The organism is Gordonia sp. NPDC057258, assembly GCF_042668985.1.
In the GTDB taxonomy this organism is placed as follows: Bacteria; Actinomycetota; Actinomycetes; order Mycobacteriales; family Mycobacteriaceae; genus Gordonia; species Gordonia hongkongensis.
Genome location: NZ_JBHUXZ010000008.1, coordinates 1 through 21,528, shown reverse-complemented (window position 1 = coordinate 21,528; position 21,528 = coordinate 1). Strand labels below are relative to the sequence as shown.

Below are 21,528 nucleotides of genomic sequence, written 5' to 3'. Positions count from 1 at the left end.
CACAACAGACAAATACACTCCATAAATCGTCGCCTTCTTAATATTTTTAAAATACACAGTTACAAATCTCACCAAGGCACACATATTTCTTCTTTCGTGGCCCCAATCGCAACCAAAGACGACATCTCTCGTTTCGGGTGACCTCAGCTTCGACACGCGCCAGAAACGCATTTGCCACCGGCTGCGACAATGTACCCGTGAGTAGGCCCCATGTTTCGCACCTCAACCAGAACCTCAAGCCGCTCGAGCAGTCGCTCAAGCTGCAGAACGTGTGCTACGAGATCCGCGGTCCCGTCCACGCGCACGCGCAGCGGCTCGAGGCGGAGGGCCATCGAATCCTCAAGCTGAACATCGGCAACCCGGCGCTGTTCGGTTTCGAGGCCCCCGACGTGATCATGCGCGACATGATCCACGCCCTCCCCTACGCGCAGGGCTACTCCGAGTCGGCCGGTGTCCTGTCCGCGCGTCGTGCCGTGGTGACCCGCTACGAGCTCATCCCCGACTTCCCGTACTTCGACGTCGACGACGTCATCCTGGGCAACGGCGTCTCCGAGCTCATCACGATGACGATGCAGGCGCTGCTGAACGACGGCGACGAGGTCCTGATCCCGGCGCCCGACTACCCGCTGTGGACCGCGATGACCTCGCTGTCCGGCGGGCAGCCCGTGCACTACCGCTGCGACGAGGAGAACGGGTGGAACCCCGACGTCGCCGACATCGCCGCGAAGATCACCGACCGCACCAAGGCGATCGTCATCATCAACCCGAACAATCCGACCGGCGCGGTCTACTCACGGGAGGTCCTCGAGCAGCTCGTCGAACTCGCCCGTGAGCATTCGCTGTTGATCCTCGCCGACGAGATCTACGACAAGATCATCTACGACGACGCCGAGCATGTGAACGTGGCGTCGCTGGCGCCGGATCTGTTGTGCCTCACCTTCAACGGTCTGTCGAAGGCGTACCGCGTCTGCGGTTACCGCGCCGGGTGGGTCGTGATGACCGGACCGAAGGACCACGCGCGCGGGTTCATCGAGGGCATGGGCATTCTGGCGTCGACGCGCCTGTGCGCCAACGTGCCGGGCCAGCACGCGATCCAGGTGGCCCTCGGCGGTTACCAGTCCATCGAGGCCCTCGTCTCCCCTGGCGGCCGGTTGTACGAACAGCGGAACGTGACCTGGGAGAAGCTGAACGAGATCCCCGGGGTCAGCTGCGTCAAGCCCAAGGGCGCGCTGTACGCCTTCCCCCGCCTCGATCCCGAGATCTACGAGATCCACAACGACGAACTGTTCGTCCAGGACCTGCTGCTGCAGGAGAAGATCCTGGTGGTGCAGGGCACCGGGTTCAACCTCGACGACCACAACCACTTCCGCATCGTCACGCTGCCGTGGTCCCGGGATCTGACCGAGGCCGTGGAGCGGATCGGCAACTTCCTGTCGTCGTATCGACAGTGATCCCGCGGAGTTCCGCGAGAAGTCCCTGGTGAGGGCCCGGTCATCCGACCGGGCCCTCACTGCTTTTCCGGGGTCTGGACATTTGTGTAACCGTTGGTAACGTGTACCTCCATCGGCGGGGCACACACAACGAGGTGACAGATGGCTCAACAGGCGATTCGACGACCCGAGTGGCGTCCGGGGACCGTCAGCAACAACGGGATCCGGCTGGCCACCTACGAGCTGGGCGATCCGTCGAAACCGACGGTGCTGCTGGTGCACGGCTGGCCGGACACCCACCACCTGTGGACCCACATCGCGCCGCGGCTGGCGGAGCAGTATCACGTGGTCGCCTATGACTGCCGCGGCTTCGGCGAGAGCGACCGCCCCCGGCAGGTCGCCGCCTACCGCCTCGACGAGCTCGCCGACGACCTGTACGCGGTCGCGGAGTCGGTGAGTCCCGACGACGCCGTACACGTGGTGGCACACGACTGGGGATCGGTGCAGACATGGGAGGCCGTCAGCCGCCCGCGCGCCAACGCCCGCATCGCCTCATTCGTCTCGGTGTCCGGCCCCAACCTCGACCACCTCGGTCAGTTCGTCCGCGATCAGGTCGCCAGCCCCACCCCTCGACACCTGCGCAATGTGCTCGCGCAGTCGATGTCGTCGGCTTACACAGGGCTGTTCCAGCTTCCGGTGCTCCCCAACGTGTTGTTGCGCGCGATGGGCAATCCGGCGGTGTGGAAACAGTTCCTGCGCGCGGTCGAGGGCACGCCACCAAAGAACGTCGACGTCGCCGACTCGTTGCGCCGCGACATGGTGAGCGGCCTCGCCCTGTACCGCGCGAACATCCGCGCCAAACTCCTGCGGCCCGATCCGCGGACCACCACGGTGCCGGTGCTCCAGGTGGTCAACGAACGCGACATCGCGCTGCGGCCGGCCATCTACGACATCACGCCGACGTACGTCGCGAAACTCTGGCGCCGCGACACCCCGACCGGACATTGGCTGCCCTACACCCACCCCGACTATCTGACCGATCTCGTCCTGGATTTCCTTGCGGTGCAGACCAACAGTGGAGCCCCGGCCCCGGTCATCGAGCGGGCTCGCCTGTTCACCGAACCGAAACCGCTGGCGGGCAAACTCGTCGTGATCACCGGTGCGGGCAGCGGCATCGGACGCGAGACGGCCCTGGCACTGGCCGAACGCGGGTGCGAGCTCGTCCTGGCCGACCTCGACCTCGCGTCCGCCGACGAGACCGCCCGCGCCTGCAAGGCCGCGGGGTCGGCCGCGCACGCCTACCTCCTCGACGTCTCGGACACCGCCGAGTTCGCCGCCTTCGCCGCTCGCGTCCGAGGGACCCACGGCATTCCCGACATCGTGGTCAACAACGCCGGAATCGGTTTGGCCGGCGGGGTGTTGGCGGCCACCGACGAGCAGGTCGACCGGCTCCTCGACGTCAACCTGCGCGGCGTCGTCACCGGCAGCCGGGAGTTCGGCCGGCAGATGGTCGAGCGCGGGGTCGGCGGGCACATCGTCAACATCGCGTCGGCCGCGGCGTTCACGCCGTCACGCAGCCTCGGCCTGTACTCGGCGTCGAAGGCGGGCGTCCTCCTCTTCTCCGAGTCGCTCCGCGCCGAGCTCGCCGAACACCGCATCGGCGTCAGTGCGATCTGTCCCGGGCTCGTCGACACCAACATCGTCTCCTCGACGCCGATCGCCGGCCTCGACGCCGAGACCGAACAAGCACGCCGCGATCGGCTCGACCGGTTCTACCAGCGCCGGGGGTTCACGCCGGACCGGGCCGCAAGTGAGATCGTCGCGGCCATCGAGCACAACAAGGCGGTGGTGCCGGTGACCGTGGAGGCGAAGGTGGGATACCGGATCTACCGCTTCGCGCCGTGGCTGGCGCGCATCGGCGCCCGTCAGAACGTCACGGGGTGAACCACATGACGCACACCGAGGATCACGCACACGACGACGCTTCGGCCGATCCCGGCCCCGTCGAACTGCACGCCCGGAACGTGGCATTCGACTGGGATGACGTCCCGCTGCATTGGATTCCCGGCCATCCGGTCGCGTCGAACTTCATCAGTGTGCTCAATCTCCTCCTGCCCGAGGGCGAACGATGGTTCGTGCAGACCTACAACGAGGCCCTTCCGCTGGTCGACGACGAGGAACTCGCCTCTCGCATGCGAGGATTCATCGGCCAGGAGGCGATGCACGCCGAGGCCCACGATCACGTCCTGTGGGAGTTCCTCGATCACCACGGCATCGACCCGCGGCCCTACCAGCTACAGATGGAGTGGATCTTCCGCAAGGTGCTCGGCCCGCTGGAGGGTGGCACCCAGGCGGCCCGCGACAAGCACCTCGTCGAACGCCTCTGGCTCATCGCGGCTTTGGAGCACTACACCGCCATCCTCGGCGACTTCGCGTTGAACAACACCTGGATCCGGGTCGGGGCGCACCCCACGATGACCGACCTGTTCATGTGGCACGGCGCGGAGGAGGTGGAGCACCGGGCCGTCGCACACGATGTCGCCGCGTACTTCGGCGACGGATATCTGCGTCGCGGCCGGGCGATGTTCGTGGTGCTGCCGATCCTGTTGATCCTCATCCAGCGGGGTTACCGATTCATCATGGGCCAGGACAGGTCGTTGTCGTACAACTACTTCCAGAAGACCTGGCATTACCACCGTGGGGTGCGGGCCGGCGTGCTCCCGAAGATGCGGACGATCGTCTTCGCCACCTTCAGCTACTTCCGGCCCGGGTTCCGGCCGGAGGACATCGGCAGCACCGCACAGGCGGTCGCCTATCTCGCGAGCTCGCCGGCCGCGCGCAACGCGGCGTGAGTGCGGACGGGAGAGCAGGGTCATGAACCAACGCGCGCATCCGCATTCGACAACGCTCACGCAACCACCGCCCCACCTGCACGGTCGCTGGCGGCACGATCCGCTGCTCACCGTCGGCACCATGATGTTCCGGGCGTGGTGGCCGGTCTGGCGGCCGCTGTCACCGCTGCGCCGAGGTGCGGTGCGCGACGGGACCACCCGGGTCCGGATCGTCGGACGCGAGGCGGTCGCGCGCGACGAGAACGTCATCGCGCTCACCCTCGCCGCCGCGGACGGTGGCGCGCTGCCGAACTGGCACGCCGGGGCGCACATCGATCTGTTGTTGCCGTCGGGACGCATGCGGGAGTACTCACTGTGCGGCGACACCGCGGATCGGGAGCACTACCGGATCGCGGTGCGCCGGATTCCCGACGGCGGTGGCGGTTCGGTCGAGGTCCACGACTCGTTGCGTATCGGCGACGTCTTCTCGATCAAGGGTCCCCGCAACGCCTTTCCGTTCGCGGTCCCCGGCCACGGATCACCTGCGCGCCGAATCCGCTTCGTCGCGGCCGGAATCGGCATCACCCCGATCCTGCCGATGCTCGCCACGGCCGAACGCTTCGGGCTGGACTGGTCGATGATCTACACCGGCCGCACCGCCGAGTCGATCCCATTTCTCGACGAGGTGGCCGCGTTCGGCGACCGCGTCACCATCCGGACCGACGACGTCCGCGGACTGCCGAGCATGGCCGAACTCGTCGGTCCCGTCGACGCCCCCGCCGACCTCGCCGTCTACTGCTGCGGCCCGGTTCCCATGCTGGAGGGGCTTCGCCGTCATCTCGCGACACGCGCCGACATCGAGCTGCACTACGAGCGGTTCAGCCCGCCACCGGTGGAGAACGGCTCCGAGTTCACGGTGACCCTGGCCTCGACCGGTCAGGAGATCCCCGTCGCCGCAGACGAATCGGCGCTCGCCGCGATCCGCCGAGTGGTGCCGTCGGTACCGTACTCGTGCCGGCAGGGATTCTGCGGCACCTGCAAGGTCAGGACGCTGTCCGGCGAGGTCGACCACCGCGACAACATCCTGACCGAACCCGAGCGCGCCGCCGGGACCATGCTGACCTGCGTCTCACGCAGTCCCGGCGGGAACCTCACCCTCGACCTCTGAGGCTTCCGCCCCCTGAGCTGAGGTGTGAGGAGCGCTGGCGACAACCCCTCCGCTCCCTGAGGTGCGAGGAGCGCTGGCGTCAACCCCTCCGCTCCCTGAGGTGCGAGGAGCGCTAGCGACGAGCCACGAAGGGTTCCCGCTCCCCCGCAACAAGAATGCCGCCGCGACGCCCGCGACCGCCGTGACGGCGACCGCGGCCCAGACCGCGTCGTGCAACCCGACCATGAAGGCGTCCTGCACCGCGATCCGGACCGCATCACCGATCGCGCCCGGCGCCTGGTCGGCCACCCCGGCCCCGGCCATCACCGATTGCTTCGCCGCGTCGACCGCCTCGGCCGGCAACCCCCTGCCCGACAGCCGGTCCCCGACCCCGGCGACATACGCCGACGTCAGGATCGATCCGAGGACCGCGACACCCAGCGTCCCGCCGATCTCGCGTGTCGTGTCGTTGACCGCACTGCCCGCGCCGGCCTGTTCCGGACGCAGCGCGTCCATGATGAGCTGGGTGCACGGGCCGGAGATGAAGGCGAGACCCGCCGCCATCAGCGACATCGCCCAGATGATGAGTTCCCAGTACCCGGAGTCCCGCGCGGAGAGCTCGACGAGCGCGAACCCGCCGGACATCAGGAAGGCACCGGTCACCGAGACCACCCGGGGCCCGAAACGGTGCGACAGTGCCATCGCAACCGGCGACAGCGCCGCCATCACGATCGCGAACGGAAGGGTACGGACACCGGCCGCCAGCGGACCGTATCCCTTCACCGCCTGGAAGAACTGCGTGATCAGGAAGATGAAGCCGAAGAGCGCGAAGAACGCCACGCTGATCATCCCGGCCGCGGTGGCGAAGCGCCGGTTGGCGAAGAGCCGGACGTCGAGGATGGGGTGCGCGATCCGCAGCTGTGTGGCCACGAACACCGCCAGGATGGCCACTGCGACAACGACACCCACTACAGTGCGCGCCATGGCCCAACCGACGTGGGGCGCCTCGATCAGGGTGAAGGTCAGCAGGCCCAGGCCGACGATCGAGAGCACGACCCCGAGCGCGTCGAACCGGGGCACCGACACCGGTCGCGTGCCGGGTACGACCGCCAGGATCATCGCGAGGGCCACTACTCCGAACGGGACGTTCACCCAGAACACCGATGTCCACGAGAAGTGTTCGAGGAGCCAGCCGCCGAGAACCGGTCCGATGGCCACTGCCACTCCGGAGACCGCCGCCCAGATCCCGACAGCCATCGCGCGTTCCCGGGCATCGACGAAGATGGTCGTGATGATCGCGAGCGTGGCGGGGAAGACCAGCGCCGCGAAGACCCCGAGCCCCGCACGGCCGGCGACGAGCTGCCCGAGGTTCTGGGATGATGCCGCCAGCACCGACACCAGCATGAAACCTCCGATGCCGGTGAGGAGCACCCGACGGTGCCCGAACCGGTCACCGAGGTAGCCGCCGGTCAACAGCAGGCCGGCGAAGACGAGCGTGTAGGCGTCGACGATCCATTGCAGGCCCGAGATCCCGGCGCCGAGGTCGCGGGCGAGCGTCGGGAGGGCCACGTTGACGATCGTGTTGTCGATCATCACGAGTAGTTCGGCGAAGCTGAGGGCGCCCAGCGCCCACCAGCGAGCATGCGTGCGTTCGGTTGGCATCGATCTTCTCCTGGTCGGGTGGCGCAAGCGGTTTCGGCGAGCCGTTAGAACAATGTCCCATCGTTGTAGAACAGTGTTCTACTCAAGGAGAACACCGTTCCAGTAGGTTGTCAATATGTCCCCCGCGAAGCCACGCACGCGTACAGCAGGCGCCGACGTCCGATCCGCGCTGCTCCGGGCAGGTCGCACGATCCTCGAGCGCGATGGCACGGCCGGTCTGACGGTTCGGGCCGTGGCCGGTGAGGCGAAGGTCGCCCCGATGGGCGTCTACAACCACTTCGACGGCCGGGACGGCCTGCTGGACGCCCTGGTCACCGACGGGTACGCGGAGTTCGGACGGGCGATTGCGACGAGGGAAGACGATCCGGCGACTCGTCTGCGCAACGCCGGTGTGGCGTACCGGAAGTTCGCACTCGCCAATCCGGTGCTCTACGGGCTGATGTTCTCTGCGCAGTGCACGCCCGAGATCGACGTGGCCGCAAACGCATTCGAGGTCCTCGTCGACACCATCCGGTACGGCCAGGTGGCCGGGGTCATCATGTCCGCCGACCCCGTCGAACAAGCCATGCAGACCTGGTCCGCCGTTCACGGCGCCGTGAGTCTCGAACTCGCCCATGCCTATCACCCCGACGTCGATGCATCGGCGAACTACGAGAACGTCCTCGACTTCGTGGCGCGCGCACTGGCGCCCCGGCCCGGCGACTGAGACCCGGCTCGGACACGGTCATCGGGTTGGTGCGTCAGGGCAGAACGATCGGCGGCAGACCGGGAAGCGGGATCGTCACGCCGCCCGGCGGACGCGGAGTCCGCGGCCGGGGGCGAGGCCGCGGCGCGGGTTCCTCCGCGGAGGGCGTCGTCGTCGCCGGCGGAGGAGGAGTCGTGTACCGGCGCGCCGGTTGCCGGGCCTCGGCATAGATTGCGGGATCGGCGAATTCGGGTTCCGGGGTGGCGGTGGTGCGCTGGGGAAGCGGCGCGGCCACGGTCGGCGACGCCTCATCGTGTCCGACGGCCAACGCCGTGGCCACCGCGACGACGGCCACCGCGCACAGCAGCGCCACCGCGGCGAGAACGCGCTTGCCTCCGTGCCGCCGTCGGCTCGCGCCGGCCGCCTGCGGCCCTGCAACGGACACGTCGGAGTGCGGTGGAGCCCCGATGGCCGACCCCGTGTCCGCCGAATACCCGGCCATCGGATCGACGTTCACCTCCCCATCGCCGGACCGGACGGGCGGCGTGGGCGTATGCGCCGACGTCCACCGTGGCGCAGACTCGGCCGACGGCGGCGGCTCGGCAACCGGATTCGTCGGCGTGCGCTGATCGTGACCGACCGGAGAGAGCTCGGAGAACTGCTGGTCGTCCCGAAGCGGCTGGGCGCGAGGGACATCCGGGGCAGCAACATACGGAGCGAGCGCCCCGAACGCCGTGGCCACCACCGGTGGCGACTGGGTGACGGACTCGAAGATGGGGGTGTCGTGCGTATCGTGCGTATGGTCGTCGCCACTCGGAGCGATCTCGGCCATCTCGGCAGGGGCCGAGAAACCGTCATCCGACCGGGTCGGGACCGCATCCTGTTCGGCGGGCGGGGTCGCCACTCCCGCGTCTGGTTCGATCACATCGCCGGACACCGCGATCGGGTGCGGTACCTCCGGTTCCGCCGCGTGTCCGCCGTGCGCCGGGGGCCGAGTGATGCTCCCCGACGGATCGACGTCGACGACCGGCACGGGTACGGCTCGCGCGATCGCGTCTCGGAGGCCGGGCCATGCGCTCACGCGATCGGTGACCACGACCGCGGGGGCGGAGGCTCCGGACACCGCCGCGCGAGCGAGGTCCTCGGCGCGTGCGGTCAGCGGGGCTCCGGCTTCGGCGACGTCGCGGCGCGCCATGCGGAACAGTCGGATGTGGTCGCGGCCCATCAGGAAGGTGCCGTCGGACTCGCGGAGCCGCTCGCGGCCGCGGGTGACGAGGTCGAGGACCTCCTCGTGCCATTCGCGCGAGGTCGGTGCCGCCACCCGCCCGACCCGAACGAGATGGTCGGCGATCACCTCATCCAGGACGGCGAGGGTGAGACCGGAATCGGAGTAGGAGTCCGCGACGGTCCCTCGAGCCGGGTCCAGGCGTCCCACCGAGACGCCCGCCCGCGGATCGAGGTCGAACAGCACGACCTCGGCGTTCTGCGCGATCCCTCGCCCAGCGAGTTCGGCGCGCACGGCGTCGACGACGGCAGCACTGACCGTGACCTCTGCCTGCGCAGACGTCGGTGTCACGGCCGGATCGGCCACCGTGTCGGTCATTTGGTTGATTCCTGCACCTCACGTGCACCTCGCCTCATGTCCCCCACCGGCGAGAAGGTGCCCCCTGGACAGTCGCGAGCTCAACCTAGCACGACTCAGCGGACGGTGGCCTCCGGCGCATATCCGTTCACCTGCTCGGACGGTTGGTTTCGCGGCGCAGGGCGGGTGGGAGCGGGGCCGCCCAGGGCGCGGTAGTCCCAACCCGCGTCGCGCCACATCTGCGGGTCGAGGCAGCGCCGACCGTCGACGATGCGCTTGGCGCGGACGACGCCCTCGAGTTCTTCGGGCGCCATGTGGACGAACTCGGCCCACTCGGTGGCGATAACGACGACGTCGGCCCGGTCGCACGCGTCGCGCGCCGAGGTGGCGTAGCCGAGGCTCGGGTGGACGCGTCGTGAGTTGTCCATCGCCTTCGGGTCGAAGACGGTCACCGATGCCCCTTCGAGCGCCAGCCTGCTGGCCACCGTCAGCGCGGGTGAGTCACGGACGTCGTCGCTCTCCGGTTTGAAGGCGGCGCCCAGGACGGCGACGTTGCGCCCGAGGACCTCGCCGCCGAGGGCCTCGAAGACCAGTTCCACCGCCGCACCCCGGCGACGCATGTTGATGGCGTCGACCTCCCGCAGGAAGCCGACGGCCCGCGGGGCGCCCATGTCGTCGGCGCGCGCGGTCAGGGCGCGGATGTCCTTGGGCAGGCAACCGCCGCCGAAACCGAGACCGGCGTTGAGGAATCGGCGTCCGATCCGCGGGTCGTGCCCGATCGCGTCGGCGAGGGTGTTGATGTCGGCGCCGGCGATCTCGCACAGTTCACTGATCGCGTTGATGAACGAGATCTTGGTGGCCAGAAAGGCGTTCGCCGAGACCTTCACGAGTTCCGCAGTGGCCCAGTCGGTCTCGATCAACGGCACGCCGGTCTCGAGGATCTCGCGGTAGATCTCGCGGGTGACCTCCCCGGCCGACGACCCGGCCTCGAGGTCGTCGGCCGTGTTGAGGCCGCTCGGGTCGAGCGAACCGGTACCGAGGACGAGCCGATCCGGCCGGAGGGTGTCCTCGACGGCGAATCCCTCGCGCAGGAACTCCGGGCTCCACGACAGTTCGACATCCGCCCCGGCGTGCGACAGCACCGAGATCCGTTGTGCGAGTTCGGCGCAGGTGCCGACCGGTACGGTCGACTTGCCGATGATGAGGTGTGCGCCCCGTAGCGTCGGCACGAGCGCGTCGATCGCCGAGTACACGTGCGAGAGGTCGGCCCGGTGTCCGCGGGGTTCCTGCGGGGTCCCGACGCCGAGGAAGTGCACCGAGGCGTGGTCGGCGGCCGCGAGATGGTCGGTCGTGAAGCGGAGTCGTCCGGCGTCGATGTTGCGGCGCAGGATGTCGGCGAGCCCCGGCTCGAAGAACGGGACCTCGCCGGCCTGCAGGCGTTCGATCTTGTACGGATCGACGTCGATGCCGACGACGTCGTGCCCGAGTTCGGCCATGCAGGCCGCGTGAGTGGCACCGAGGTAGCCGCATCCGATCACCGTGAGCTTCATGAGGGCAACGGTTACCCAGCTGGAACCACCGGTAACCATCCTCGCCGTGGCGGGTTGTCATCGGCTGGGTGAACTTCCGGAGCCGCGCCCACCCCGTCCGTCCACCCGCCGGTTGAGCCGAGTCGAAACCCCTCAGTCGTGCTTCTGGAAGTTCAGGTACGCCTTCGACGGGGTGGGGCCGCGTTGTCCCTGGTATTTCGATCCGACCGACGCGCTGCCGTATGGCTCCTCGGCCGGGCTGCTGAGGCGGATGAGGCACAGCTGCCCGATCTTCATGCCGGGCCAGAGGGTGATCGGAAGGTTCGCGACGTTCGACAACTCGAGGGTGATGTGGCCGGAGAAACCGGGGTCGATGAAGCCCGCCGTCGAATGCGTGAGGAGGCCGAGCCGGCCGAGTGACGACTTGCCTTCAAGTCGGCCGGCGAGGTCGTCGGGCAGCGAGCACACCTCGAGGGTGGACCCCAGCACGAACTCGCCCGGATGCAGCACAAAGGGCTCGCCGTCGGCCGGTTCGACCAGCGAGGTGAGTTCGTCTTGGCGTTGTGCGGGGTCGATGTGGGTGTAGCGGGTGTTGTTGAACACCCGGAACAGGCCGTCGAGCCGGACGTCGACGCTGGAGGGCTGGACGAGGGCGGGATCGAACGGATCGATGGCGAGGCGCCCGTCAGCGATCTCGGCGCGGATGTCGCGGTCGGAGAGCAGCACGGTGTCGAGGTTATCGAATGGTCAGGGAGGATCTGCGCCGGTGTCGGTCGGCGCCGACCCTCCGCTCTCCGGCACCGCTGTTCTGCGCCGCCGGACATCAGCGCGCATGCGGTCGAGGATCGCGTCGGTGCGATGCACATGGTTGATCCGCGGCGTCGACGACGGGTGCGAGCGGGGCGGGTGCCAGACGGCGCGGCCGGCGTCGACCCCATCGGTGGCGATGGTGGTGGCCCACTGATCCACGCCGGTGCCGACCACCCGGTTGTGTGGTGGGCAGGCGGTCGCGAGGGTGTCGAGGTCGGTGGAACCGCCGTGGGCGTCCCACTCGGCGACGTGGTGGATCTCGCAGTCGAACGACGGCCGCGTGCATCCCGGGAAGGTGCAGCCGCCGTCGCGGGCGACCGCGGCGATTCGTTGTGCGCGCGAGGCCAATCGCCTGGACCGCCCGAGGTAGAGCACCTCGCTGGAGTGGTCCCGGAACACCGCGAGATGATGCTGCGCGTCGGCGGCGAGGCTGATGGCGTCCTTGATGGGTAGGAGGGTTCCCGTCGCGGTCCGTGCCGGGTCGCCGGCCGCGTCGCGCAGCGCCGATTCGGTGATGGAGACGACGAGGTGTGGCGGCAGTCCGTTATGCGAACCCCCGAGCGCGCCGGCGTCGAGCACGAAGCGCAGCATGGCGCGCAACGCGTCGTGGTTCCGCTTCTCGGCCGTGCGCTCGTCGCGTCCGGCAGCGGCGGCCAGCGCGTCGGGGTCCGCGGCGGCGGGGTTGCCGGTGGGCGACTCGGGATCGGCGGGATTGTTCATCCCGGGAGCGGCCCACACCGACAGGACGACGTCGAACATGGCGCGCGTCACGGGGTCGAGCGTTGCGGTCAGGCGGGACATCAGTTGGGCGTCTTGCGGCCCGAGTTTGAGTCCGCGGTTACGGGCGCGGTCGCGATCGTCGGAGATGGTTCCGTCGGGGTCGAGGTGGGCCAGGATGCGGGCGCCGAGGTCACGGAGCGACGACGGGTCGTACTCGCGTGCGTAGTGCGCGAGCGTCGCCTCGGCGGCTTCCCGGTCGGCAGGGTCCACGTCGGCGGGGATCTTGCGCATCACCTCGATGACGACGTCGACGTGGCGTCCCGAGATCTCGCCGTCGGCAACACCTTTGGCGGTCTCGGGGAAGCGCGGTTCGAGCGGCACCCCCTGCATGTCCGGGAACCTGCCCAAGGCCCAGACCCGGTTCATCAGGCGGGTCGCCTCGCCGCGCCGGTTCAGCGCGTGGCACAGGAAGTTGGAGACGGTCTGGCACCCCATCTTCCGGTACGCCGACCGCTCGTCGATGTCGACGATGTGGTCGGTGAACAGCGACAGCATCCGTCGTTCGGCACGCTCGTGCTCGATCGCCACCTGTAGGAGATCGGTGTCGGAGCAGTCCGTGGACTGCGTCTCGGCGATCTCGTCCAGCAGCGCACGTAGGCGCGCGTACTGGTCGAGAAGAAGTGGTTGTGGTGCAGATGGCTCGGTAGAAGCCATGATTTCATCCCCCGTCATCATGGCTCAACTCGAAACTACGTTCGAGACTACCGGCCGGCCGCCCGGCGCGCAACCCTTCTGGCGAATTATTCTGCGTCGCAACCGAATCGCGTCGGGTCAATCCGTCCCATCGCCGCCCAGATGTCGCACTTCGTTGCGTCTGACGCCACGATCCGCGACATCTGCGCGTGCCGACGACCGGCCCGGCCACGGGTTTGCTAGGCTGTCGTTCGCGAGTCCAGCACTCGCACGCCGATGTAGTTCAATGGCAGAACATCAGCTTCCCAAGCTGAATACGCGGGTTCGATTCCCGTCATCGGCTCCACCAAAAGCCCTGGTCAGAGTGTTTTGACTGGGGCTTTCGTGGTTCGTTCGGACGATTCGGGGCCGCACAGGGGCCGCGTCCGAGACCACATCAGCGCGCTTATTACACACCACACGAGCGAAGCCATACACTGCCTGAGGAGTGCGCCCGAGTCACGAACGAAACGAGAGGTCGTATGCCTTCGCCTGGAATCTCCGAGACGGAGACCGTCGTCAAGCGGGTGCTCCCCTACCTCCAACGGAGAGGTTACGAGCTGGACGACTTGAGCTTCGAGTTGCCAACCGCGGAGGACGGATCGGCACCCAAGTTCGTCGACATCTCCGTCACAGCTGGGGGCACGAAGCCGAAGTTCCTGATCGAGGCGAAACGCCAGTCGCATCGGTTGCTCAAGAGAGATCGCGAACAGGCACTTGACTATGGCACGACCCTGAGCGTGCCTTTCGTAGTCCTTACGAACGGTGCGGAGCTGGAGATCCTCAACACCCAGACTCGGGAGCAGATGCGCGTAACGGATTCACGCGCCGGCCGGACGATGATCCCCCACAAGGCAAACCTCACGGCCGTCCTCAAACGCATGAGGACGAACCCGATGAGCAATGACCTGAACCTGACCGACAAGTCGCTCCCCTTCCGTCCAGGACTTCCTCTCAAGCAGTTGAATGCACTTTTCGCTCGGTGCCACAGCAAGATTAGACAGCTGGAAAAAGACGAAGATAACGCATTCGCCGACTTCTCGAAGCTGCTGTTCCTCAGATTGCTGGAAGAGAAGGAGGACGATCCAGTAACTTCACCCGGCTTCAAACTCCCCTACTCGACGCGCTTTCACGAGCTCGCGGACAAACCATCTGCGAACGCAGATGAAGTAAAGACTTTGGTTGACGAGATGATCAGCCGGTGCCGCGCGCAGTACGGTGATGTGATTACAGATAAGCTGCATATCAAGAAGCCGTCTACTTACGCTTACTTAGTGACAGAGCTATCGAAAGTATCCTTCACCGACAGCGGACTTGATACCAAGGGAGCTGCTTTTGAGTATTTCGTCCGCGCAACCCTCAAGGGCAAGAAGTTAGGACAGTACTTTACGCCACGTCAACTCGTCGATCTGATGCTCGTAATGGTGGGCGAGCAATTGATCGTCGATTCGGTTGCTACCGGTGAGCCCATAAAGGTCCTAGATCCGGCGTGTGGAACCGGCGGCTTCCTAGTGTTTCTGATGAAACACAGCCTAGAAGAAATTGACCGCCGAAGAAAAGACCGGCGACTGACCAAGGCCAGCGCCGACAAGTTAACAAAGCGTGTGATGGAAGAAACCTTCTATGGCGTAGATGCGAACTCCGGTGTGGCTTCATCAGCAAAAATGAACATGATCATATCCGGAGATGGTCACACCAATATCATATGTGCCAACAGCCTGGATACGAACAATACGGTCTGGTCCCTCGAGAAGGCCGAGTATGACCTAATCATCAGCAATCCTCCATTCGGAACCAGCGAAACCGACCTTCCTCCGGATCAGCTGGCTGAATATCCGGTGCGGACCACGCGGGGACAGTTACTCTTCCTGCAACACATGCTAAAGTCGGTGGTTCCCGGCGGGACGGTTTGCACGGTCATCGATGATGGCGCATTGAACAATAATAATTCAGCCGAAACCCGGCGTTGGATTATGGAAAACTCCCGCATCCGGGCGGTCATATCGCTGCCCTCCGTGACTTTTGCTCCCAATAAGATATCAGTGAAGTCCAGTGTATTAATGTTCGAGCGCTTGGAATCGGTCGACGATCCAGAGGAAGAGTACGAGATTACATTCGCGTCACTGGACACGTTGGGATTCCATCCTTCAGGTGAGTTGATTAGAAACTTTGACACCAAAGAACTTCGGGATCAGGTTCGCAATCTCATGCAGGGGGATATTGGCGACGGAACGGAACAGCGAGGACATATTCGATCGTTCCCGGTTAGCAGTCACGATATTCTCGAGGACACCACTTGTCGTCTTGACTTCAAGTACTGGGATCCGGTTGTTATCAAGCGAATAGCCGAGCTCGTGGAGGGCGGCGGAGTTCCGATCAGCGCTATCAACACGATCGAAACCGCACGCGGGATTAGCCCCCGCGCAACTCAATACGTCGACGCAGCAGATGGCTATGCCATGGTTCTTAAGGCTGGGTCCTCCGTAACCAAGTTTGGCGAAGTGGTCGACTCAGGCGATTGGATTGAAAAGTCAACGTACGACGAGCTTGGCGATCGGGCGAAGGTTCAGAAGGGTGACGTCCTCCTCTCTTCCACTGGAACGGGAACGCTAGGGAAGGCCGGTGTATACGAGGAGGACACACCAGCGGTCGCCGATAGTCACATAACCATCATCAGGGTGGACCAGAAAAAGATCGATCCACGGTACCTGGCTGATTTTCTGAGAGACGGCTTTGGCCGAGTTCAATCTGACCGACTTTTTGCGGGTTCAACGGGGTTGGTAGAGCTATCCCGGGAGAATGTTGACTCGATCGTGGTTCCAAACCTCACCGTCAAAGAGCAAAAGCGTCAGTCGAAGCGGCTCCACGACGCACAGGGCAAGGCGGTCGACTCAGTCGCCCAGGCGGAGAGTGCTCTAGCAGCTGCCCGAATGGATTTCGCCGGATTCGACCTCGATGCGCTCGGGCTTCTCCCGACAGCCGACGAAGACAACTAACCGCGCAGTCGCACCACGTTCTCACCAGTCACCGGCGCACCCATCGCACCCAGAGCAGTCATGGCGTCGGCGTGGTCGTCTTCGAATAGGTGCGCGTAGACGCTGAGCGTGGTCGTGACCTTCGCGTGGCCCATGAACCGCGCGATCTCCAACGGCGCGATGCCCGCCGCCACGCACAGCGACGCGTACGTATGCCGCAGCGCATGGAACTTGAGGTCAGCGGGTAGCTGCGCGTGGCCGGCCATCCGGTTCGCCCGCAGCACCGCAGGCCGGAACACAGCCTTGTAGAACGTCGGGTGCCGCACCGGCTCGGTCCAGTCCAGCGCCAACCGCAGCTCCGCGTCGTGCACGTCGAGCGCTGCCAGGGCGTCTGCCTGTCGTCCGGCCTTCGCCTTGGCCGTGCGCTCGCCGTCCGCCTTGATGCCCGTCGGCCGCTCAGTCACGAGCCGCATCGCCGGGAACAGCGGGGCCGTCGGGTCGTCGGCGCGCGGGTGCCCGGCCAGGTAGCCGCGCAGTAGATCCACCGTCGCCGGGGTCAGCGGTACGCGCCTACGACTGCCGCGAGTCTTCGGCGCGACGTAGCTGGCGACGCCGTCGACAACCTGCACCGTTCGTTCCACGCGTAACGTCCCCGGCTTCGGGCGCGCGTTCGGGTTGACTGTTCGTATGGGCAGCTCGACGTCCCCCACCTGCAACCCCGCCAGCTCCGCTGCCCGCAATCCGGCCCAGGCTGCAATGTGGACGTAGACGTTGAACGGCCAGGGCGTTGCTGCGAAGAGGGCGGCAACTTGAGTCGCGGTGAGGAACTGGGCCGGGTCGTCTACGACGCCAGCAGTCCCGCCCGTTGCGCTGTGCTCCCCAGGCAGGCGGACGTAGTCGGCCGGGTTCGTCGTCAACCGACCGTCCACCACCGCCTGCGCCAACACCATCCGCACCAGGAAGTAGGCGTGGCGCACGGTGCTCGGTTTCTTCCCCGCCTTCACCAGCAGGTCGACCCACTCCGAGATGCGCTCGCGCTTGATGGCTTTGAGCGGGTACCCGCCGAACACCGCGTCTATCCCCAACGTGCCCATCTCGCCTCGTCGCTCCGAAGCTGGGGCGAGTGCGTAGGCGTATCCGCGTCGGGTCGTCGCTTTGAGGTCGTGGCGACTGTCGAGCCATGCCGTCGCCGCTACGCGGAACGTGACGTCGCCGGACCTCGGATCGAACGTGGTTCCGCGACGCTGATTGAAGTCGACGGTAGTCGCGTAGGCGTCGGCCTCCTTGCGCGTCCGGAAGCCGCCCTTGGTGCGGTGCTTGCCGTCGGGCGTGCGCCAGCGAACCTTGTAATACGGCTTGCCGTCGCGCTTGGACGTGAACTTCTTGACCGATGCCATCTCAGGCCACCCCTTCCCTATTCAGTACGCGGCGAACCGTGGCGTAGTGCCATCGGTAACCCCCACCCGGCGTTGCGATCCCGGCCTCATCGAGCCAGTTCGCGATAGCCTTCGGCCCCAGCCCTTCCTCGCGACGCATGCTGACGATCTCTTTCACCACGAGCGGGTCGATGCGACTTGGCCGGCCAAGCTTCTTGCCTTCGCGTTTTGCTCGGGCCAGGCCCTCCTTCGTGCGGACGCTGATGCGTCGGCGTTCCTCCGCAGCCACGGCGAGGCGAATGTCGGCGGTGAGCCGCTGGCTGGGTTCGCCGCTGTCCGCACCTTCGCAGTCCAGCAACCTCCAACCGTTCAACTCGGCCCGCTTGTAGAGTTCGGCAGCGTCGAGTTGGTCGCGGGTTGCACGGTCCAGTGCCCGCACCAGCAACGCATCCGCCATACCCGCTTCGAGGGCGTTGATCGCGACGGCTCGGCCATGCATCTCCGCAGCCTTGCCGCCACTGAGCACATCGCTTGTAACAGTGAACAACTGGTGGCCTCGGTCCTGGCAGTACTTGGTCAGGTAATCCTGTTGAGATCGCAGGCCGTAACCCTTCGTGTCCTGCACAGTGGTCGATACCCTCACGTAGCCAATAACTTTCAGCGGCCGATACTCCGCCACCTCCGGCTCGGCGGGCTGCGACTCGTCGGCCAGCGCGCGGCGTAGGGCCTCCGCTCTGGACGTGGACTTGCTCTTCGTCATCGTTCTCTCTCCTGCGTTTCGGCATAGTGCGTGGTGGACGGGCGTCGGAAACGTGAAACGGTCGTTACGACGGTTCCGACGACGCAGACGGTACGCCATCCGATCGCTGCCAGAACGGCCACAGTTGTTCGGTGGCAACTCATTTCGTAAGCACTCGGCCCCGCTCGGTCGCTCCGAGTCTCGCTACGATCGCGGTTCTACCCAGGTACCTCCAACGCTCCCCACGTTGAACGCTCGGTCGGCCTACCGGGAAGGGTCCGGCGTCTCAGCGTCTTAGCGTGGCGATGGACGTGGCCGGCGTGGACCGGGTACCCGAGGCGGGTTCCGGCGGGAGGTTATCGACGGCCAGACGGAAACAGGCGTTCAGACCGGTGACTAGATCGATCAACCGATCTCATGCACCCGCTGTGGTCTCGTCCACCGAACGGAGTCCTGAGCTGCGCTTCATCTCGGGAGACGGGGAGACGGGTACCGCTACCCGTCTCCGCTCGACGCGAGCGCCGAGGAGGGCTAACGCGAACCAGCAATTTCTCTCTATCCAGGCACTTTGCATTCTTGGAGTCGTGCCCTTCGTTCGGTCGCGCCCTCGCCTCCCGGACGAGACGGGTATCCGCTACCCCTCTCCCCGTCTCAGCGAACCCACTAATCCGGGCCGGTCAGTCGGACCCGGTGCCCGCTCTTTCCGTGATACTCGGTCTCCTCCACTTCAACCCTGCCGGTCTCGGCCAGTGCCTTAATCGCCCTGTCGAGGTATGGTTTATGCTTCTGCCCACACGCCTTGGCCAGTCTGTTTCGTGCCAGCGGCCCGTTGTTGTTGCGTAACACTGTGATTATTCGTTCGGCAGTCACCGCGACAGTTGCATCATCGTTCTCCTTCAAACGCGCGCTGTGGTTCTCCGCTGCGTGGTCTTGCTCTGCCCGCGCTCGACCCCTCGCCGCATTCTGTTTGCGCTGCGCGCCCGCCAACTCCCTACGCACGTCGTCGCGGGTACGGTCGCTGACCGCCATCACCGTCCCGGCCAACAACCAGTCTTCGTCGGTTACCTCATCAGTCCGCCCATTCATCCACATCAGACCCGCCGCGACCTTCAGCCGCGTCAGAAGAGCGTGTCCGTCGAGGGTCTTCGCTTCGCGACGGTGTTGTTTCCTTTTGTTGTCGCGGACCGTCTTTCGCACAGCGTCTGGGACCTTGAGTACTTGTTGCTCCCTCCGTTGCACCTCCTCGCCGAGTCGGAGCCAGGCGATCTTGAAGAGGCTGGTGTCGTTGGGGTCGGGCGGCGCCCCCTCCTGAGTGACGACCTTGCCCTTACCTGGCCATCGAGGCAGGACTATCACGCCGTCAGGCTCGTCCTCGTCGTCATCAGACACATTCGGGTCCCAAGCGGGCAACCATAGGAACCTCTGCGGCGTCCCACCATCCTCCGACTCAAACAGCACGCGGGAGCGCTCCGGCTGTATGCCCACGGTCATCACCATGCGGTAGCGGTGGTCTTCGACATTGAAGCGGTTCTCGTCGTTCTTGTTCGCGAAACCCAGCTTCTCGCCCGACCACGCCTCGCGAATCACGCTGCCCAACGTCGCACCACTTCGCGATAGCAGACTGGCAAGACGGTCGATCTCGTTGACGCTGAACAGTACTGAGTTGCGGATGTCGATTTGCTCACCCTTGTACTTGCGGGCGTACTCTCGCGCGATCCCCTCACCGGTACCTAGGTTGACTTGGTGCACGGGCGGCTCCACTTTCATGAAGTCCTTGACGACAGAGTGCGACGAGCCCTTGCCGTCCCCGGATACACCCACCAACCCGACGAAGAGGTTCAACCCCGTACGCGATCCGATCAGTTCCGGGAGCATGACCGTTGGCGGTATTACCGCTACCGCCCGAGCGAGTGCGCACCCGAAGACCGACCATGGTGACATCAAACGCGCCCGAGCGGCTTGGCGCAGCTGTTGTAATTCCGGTCGCGCAGCCCAGAACGACTCTTCGTCTGCGACGGCATCCCGGTCGGCCCGCGCCAACGTCTCGGCAGGGTCAGCGATCTTGGCTTGTGCGATCGCCCAAAGCACCAGACGGTTGAACTCGCCAGTCGACGGACCCTTCCGGCCATCCTTTCTTCGACCGTCCCAGCCGAACGAGTCCACAAACGCTTCTTGAAAGAGGTTGTGTACCTGGGCTGCCGGGTAGAACCCGACAATCACCTCCCGGAAGGCCCAGCACAACGCCGAGAGCATCGACTGATGAGCGCTCCCACCGCCCCTCACCTCATTCTCGAACCAATTCAGCGGCCCCCACAACGCCTCCAATCGTTCATCCCGGCCGTTGTCGGGGTCGGCTACGAAGCGATCGAACTCTGCGTCCGTCAGCTGAGGCTGCTCGTTGACGGGAGCCTTCTTCAGGCACCGCCGCAACACCGAAGGGAGTAGCGGTACCTCGCCACGACTTTCCCACTTGTACTCGCCCGTCGTCTTCGCATGCGGCGACGGCTCCAGCATTATGTACCCGTTGCCTCCTCGCACGTCGCCGAAGGCCGCAAACTCACCGGCGCTTAGGCCCGCGCCGAAGTCGTCTACAAAGACGTAGTGCCCTCGGTCTGGACTGTCGGTTCCCTCGCGGCGCGAGCGCTGCCAGAGTCCCTTTCGCAGCGCAGCAGCCAGTTCGTCCGGTATTTCGGCAAGCGATCCACAGTCCAGGTCGAAGGCCACGAGGCCGCTCGGCCCCATGTGTAGACCTATGCTGTCAACGGCCAGTTTGATGTCCCCGCTGGTGGCCAGGTAAAAGTCCCCACCCTGTGCGGGATGTTCTAGGTCGGTGGCACCTCCGTTCGGTGTGTCATGCGGTAGGAGTCGCCGTCGGTGATGACGATGGTGGCGTGGTGCAGGAGCCGGTCGAGGATGCTGGCGGCGGTGGTGTGTTCGGGCAGGAATCGTCCCCATTGTTCGAAGGGCCAGTGGCTGGCGATCGCGAGAGATCGGCGTTCGTAGGCGCCGGCGACGAGCCGGAACAGCAGTTGGGTGCCGGTGTCGTCGAGCGGGGCGAATCCGATCTCGTCAAGGATGAGCAGATCTTGGCGCAGCAGGGTGTCGATGGTTCTGCCGACGGTGTTGTCGGCCAGCCCGCGATACAGGGTCTCCACGAGGTCGGCGGCGGTGAAGTACCGCACTTTGTGTCCGGCGTGCACTGCGGCGATCCCCAACCCGATCAGGGTGTGACTCTTACCCGTCCCGGCAGGGCCGATCAGGGCGACATTATGTTGCGCCCGAACCCATTCCAGTGAAGACAGGTATTCGA

General features: G+C 65.7%; 15 protein-coding genes and 1 tRNA gene. 7 read left to right on the top strand and 9 right to left on the bottom strand.

Annotated features, from left to right (window positions below; translation table 11 throughout):
- The first annotated feature begins 197 nt into the window (after window positions 1-197).
- The 4 genes from ACFUEJ_RS08075 (at window position 198) to ACFUEJ_RS08060 (ending at window position 5,429) form a co-directional block, all read left to right on the top strand.
- Window positions 198-1,451: a pyridoxal phosphate-dependent aminotransferase gene (locus ACFUEJ_RS08075; protein ID WP_004022424.1), complete on the top strand. Its 1,254-nt coding sequence runs from the start codon at window positions 198-200 to the stop codon at window positions 1,449-1,451.
- 141 nt (window positions 1,452-1,592) lie between these two features.
- A complete protein-coding gene (locus tag ACFUEJ_RS08070) occupies window positions 1,593-3,374 on the top strand; it encodes an SDR family oxidoreductase (protein ID WP_388028543.1) in 1,782 nt (593 codons plus the stop codon).
- Between the two features lie 5 nt (window positions 3,375-3,379).
- Window positions 3,380-4,282: a metal-dependent hydrolase gene (locus ACFUEJ_RS08065; protein WP_388028540.1), complete on the top strand. Its 903-nt coding sequence runs from the start codon at window positions 3,380-3,382 to the stop codon at window positions 4,280-4,282.
- Window positions 4,283-4,304: 22 nt separating this feature from the next.
- Entirely contained in the window at window positions 4,305-5,429 is a 1,125-nt protein-coding gene (locus ACFUEJ_RS08060) for a PDR/VanB family oxidoreductase (RefSeq protein WP_388028537.1), read from the top strand.
- Here the strand turns inward: ACFUEJ_RS08060 and ACFUEJ_RS08055 are convergent.
- Window positions 5,391-7,070, bottom strand: a complete 1,680-nt coding sequence (locus ACFUEJ_RS08055) for an MFS transporter (RefSeq protein WP_388028535.1) — start codon at window positions 7,068-7,070, stop codon at window positions 5,391-5,393. The two genes, ACFUEJ_RS08060 and ACFUEJ_RS08055, sit on opposite strands and share 39 nt — an antisense overlap.
- A gap of 115 nt (window positions 7,071-7,185) precedes the next feature.
- Here ACFUEJ_RS08055 and ACFUEJ_RS08050 point away from each other — a divergent pair, with 115 nt between their 5' ends.
- Window positions 7,186-7,776: a TetR/AcrR family transcriptional regulator gene (locus ACFUEJ_RS08050; protein WP_388028533.1), complete on the top strand. Its 591-nt coding sequence runs from the start codon at window positions 7,186-7,188 to the stop codon at window positions 7,774-7,776.
- 34 nt (window positions 7,777-7,810) lie between these two features.
- Here ACFUEJ_RS08050 and ACFUEJ_RS08045 read toward each other — a convergent pair whose 3' ends face one another.
- From ACFUEJ_RS08045 to ACFUEJ_RS08030, 4 genes are all read right to left on the bottom strand, one after another.
- On the bottom strand, window positions 7,811-9,358 hold the full coding sequence (locus tag ACFUEJ_RS08045; RefSeq protein WP_388028530.1) for a hypothetical protein: 1,548 nt from the start codon (window positions 9,356-9,358) through the stop codon (window positions 7,811-7,813).
- A gap of 95 nt (window positions 9,359-9,453) precedes the next feature.
- A complete protein-coding gene (locus tag ACFUEJ_RS08040; protein ID WP_388028527.1) occupies window positions 9,454-10,887 on the bottom strand; it encodes a UDP-glucose dehydrogenase family protein in 1,434 nt (477 codons plus the stop codon).
- A gap of 132 nt (window positions 10,888-11,019) precedes the next feature.
- Window positions 11,020-11,592 carry a dCTP deaminase gene (dcd, locus tag ACFUEJ_RS08035; RefSeq protein ID WP_058249633.1) on the bottom strand — a complete coding sequence of 191 codons (573 nt, stop codon included), beginning with the start codon at window positions 11,590-11,592 and terminating at the stop codon, window positions 11,020-11,022.
- A 21-nt stretch (window positions 11,593-11,613) separates the two neighbouring features.
- Window positions 11,614-13,110: a DUF222 domain-containing protein gene (locus ACFUEJ_RS08030; RefSeq protein WP_388028525.1), complete on the bottom strand. Its 1,497-nt coding sequence runs from the start codon at window positions 13,108-13,110 to the stop codon at window positions 11,614-11,616.
- A gap of 251 nt (window positions 13,111-13,361) precedes the next feature.
- On the opposite strand from ACFUEJ_RS08030, the gene ACFUEJ_RS08025 reads away from it, so the two are divergent.
- Together ACFUEJ_RS08025 and ACFUEJ_RS08020 are read left to right on the top strand one after the other, a co-directional pair.
- Window positions 13,362-13,435 (top strand) — tRNA-Gly (locus ACFUEJ_RS08025).
- Between the two features lie 175 nt (window positions 13,436-13,610).
- A complete protein-coding gene (locus ACFUEJ_RS08020; protein ID WP_388028523.1) occupies window positions 13,611-16,124 on the top strand; it encodes an N-6 DNA methylase in 2,514 nt (837 codons plus the stop codon).
- Here ACFUEJ_RS08020 and ACFUEJ_RS08015 read toward each other — a convergent pair.
- The 4 genes from ACFUEJ_RS08015 to ACFUEJ_RS08000 all read right to left on the bottom strand — a co-directional run.
- A complete protein-coding gene (locus ACFUEJ_RS08015; RefSeq protein ID WP_388028521.1) occupies window positions 16,121-17,500 on the bottom strand; it encodes a tyrosine-type recombinase/integrase in 1,380 nt (459 codons plus the stop codon). The genes ACFUEJ_RS08020 and ACFUEJ_RS08015 overlap by 4 nt on opposite strands.
- Before the next feature lies 1 nt (window position 17,501).
- Window positions 17,502-18,239, bottom strand: a complete 738-nt coding sequence (locus ACFUEJ_RS08010; protein WP_388028518.1) for a recombinase family protein — start codon at window positions 18,237-18,239, stop codon at window positions 17,502-17,504.
- Window positions 18,240-18,881: 642 nt separating this feature from the next.
- Complete coding sequence (locus ACFUEJ_RS08005; RefSeq protein WP_388028704.1) at window positions 18,882-20,972, bottom strand: bifunctional DNA primase/polymerase; 2,091 nt, start codon at window positions 20,970-20,972, stop codon at window positions 18,882-18,884.
- A 68-nt stretch (window positions 20,973-21,040) separates the two neighbouring features.
- Window positions 21,041-21,528 (bottom strand): ATP-binding protein (locus tag ACFUEJ_RS08000; RefSeq protein ID WP_388028515.1); only part of this gene is annotated, 488 nt, incomplete at its 5' end.

Bases quoted from the DNA above. Each gene is read 5' to 3' on its own strand.
- ACFUEJ_RS08030 (WP_388028525.1), bottom strand. From the start codon at position 13,110: ATGGCTTCTACCGAGCCATCTGCACCACAACCACTTCTTCTCGACCAG.
- ACFUEJ_RS08070 (WP_388028543.1), top strand. From the start codon at position 1,593: ATGGCTCAACAGGCGATTCGACGACCCGAGTGGCGTCCGGGGACCGTC.
- ACFUEJ_RS08015 (WP_388028521.1), bottom strand. From the start codon at position 17,500: ATGGCATCGGTCAAGAAGTTCACGTCCAAGCGCGACGGCAAGCCGTAT.
- ACFUEJ_RS08040 (WP_388028527.1), bottom strand. From the start codon at position 10,887: ATGAAGCTCACGGTGATCGGATGCGGCTACCTCGGTGCCACTCACGCG.
- ACFUEJ_RS08055 (WP_388028535.1), bottom strand. From the start codon at position 7,070: ATGCCAACCGAACGCACGCATGCTCGCTGGTGGGCGCTGGGCGCCCTC.
- ACFUEJ_RS08010 (WP_388028518.1), bottom strand. From the start codon at position 18,239: ATGACGAAGAGCAAGTCCACGTCCAGAGCGGAGGCCCTACGCCGCGCG.
- ACFUEJ_RS08045 (WP_388028530.1), bottom strand. From the start codon at position 9,358: ATGACCGACACGGTGGCCGATCCGGCCGTGACACCGACGTCTGCGCAG.
- ACFUEJ_RS08065 (WP_388028540.1), top strand. From the start codon at position 3,380: ATGACGCACACCGAGGATCACGCACACGACGACGCTTCGGCCGATCCC.
- ACFUEJ_RS08050 (WP_388028533.1), top strand. From the start codon at position 7,186: ATGTCCCCCGCGAAGCCACGCACGCGTACAGCAGGCGCCGACGTCCGA.
- ACFUEJ_RS08060 (WP_388028537.1), top strand. From the start codon at position 4,305: ATGAACCAACGCGCGCATCCGCATTCGACAACGCTCACGCAACCACCG.
- ACFUEJ_RS08020 (WP_388028523.1), top strand. From the start codon at position 13,611: ATGCCTTCGCCTGGAATCTCCGAGACGGAGACCGTCGTCAAGCGGGTG.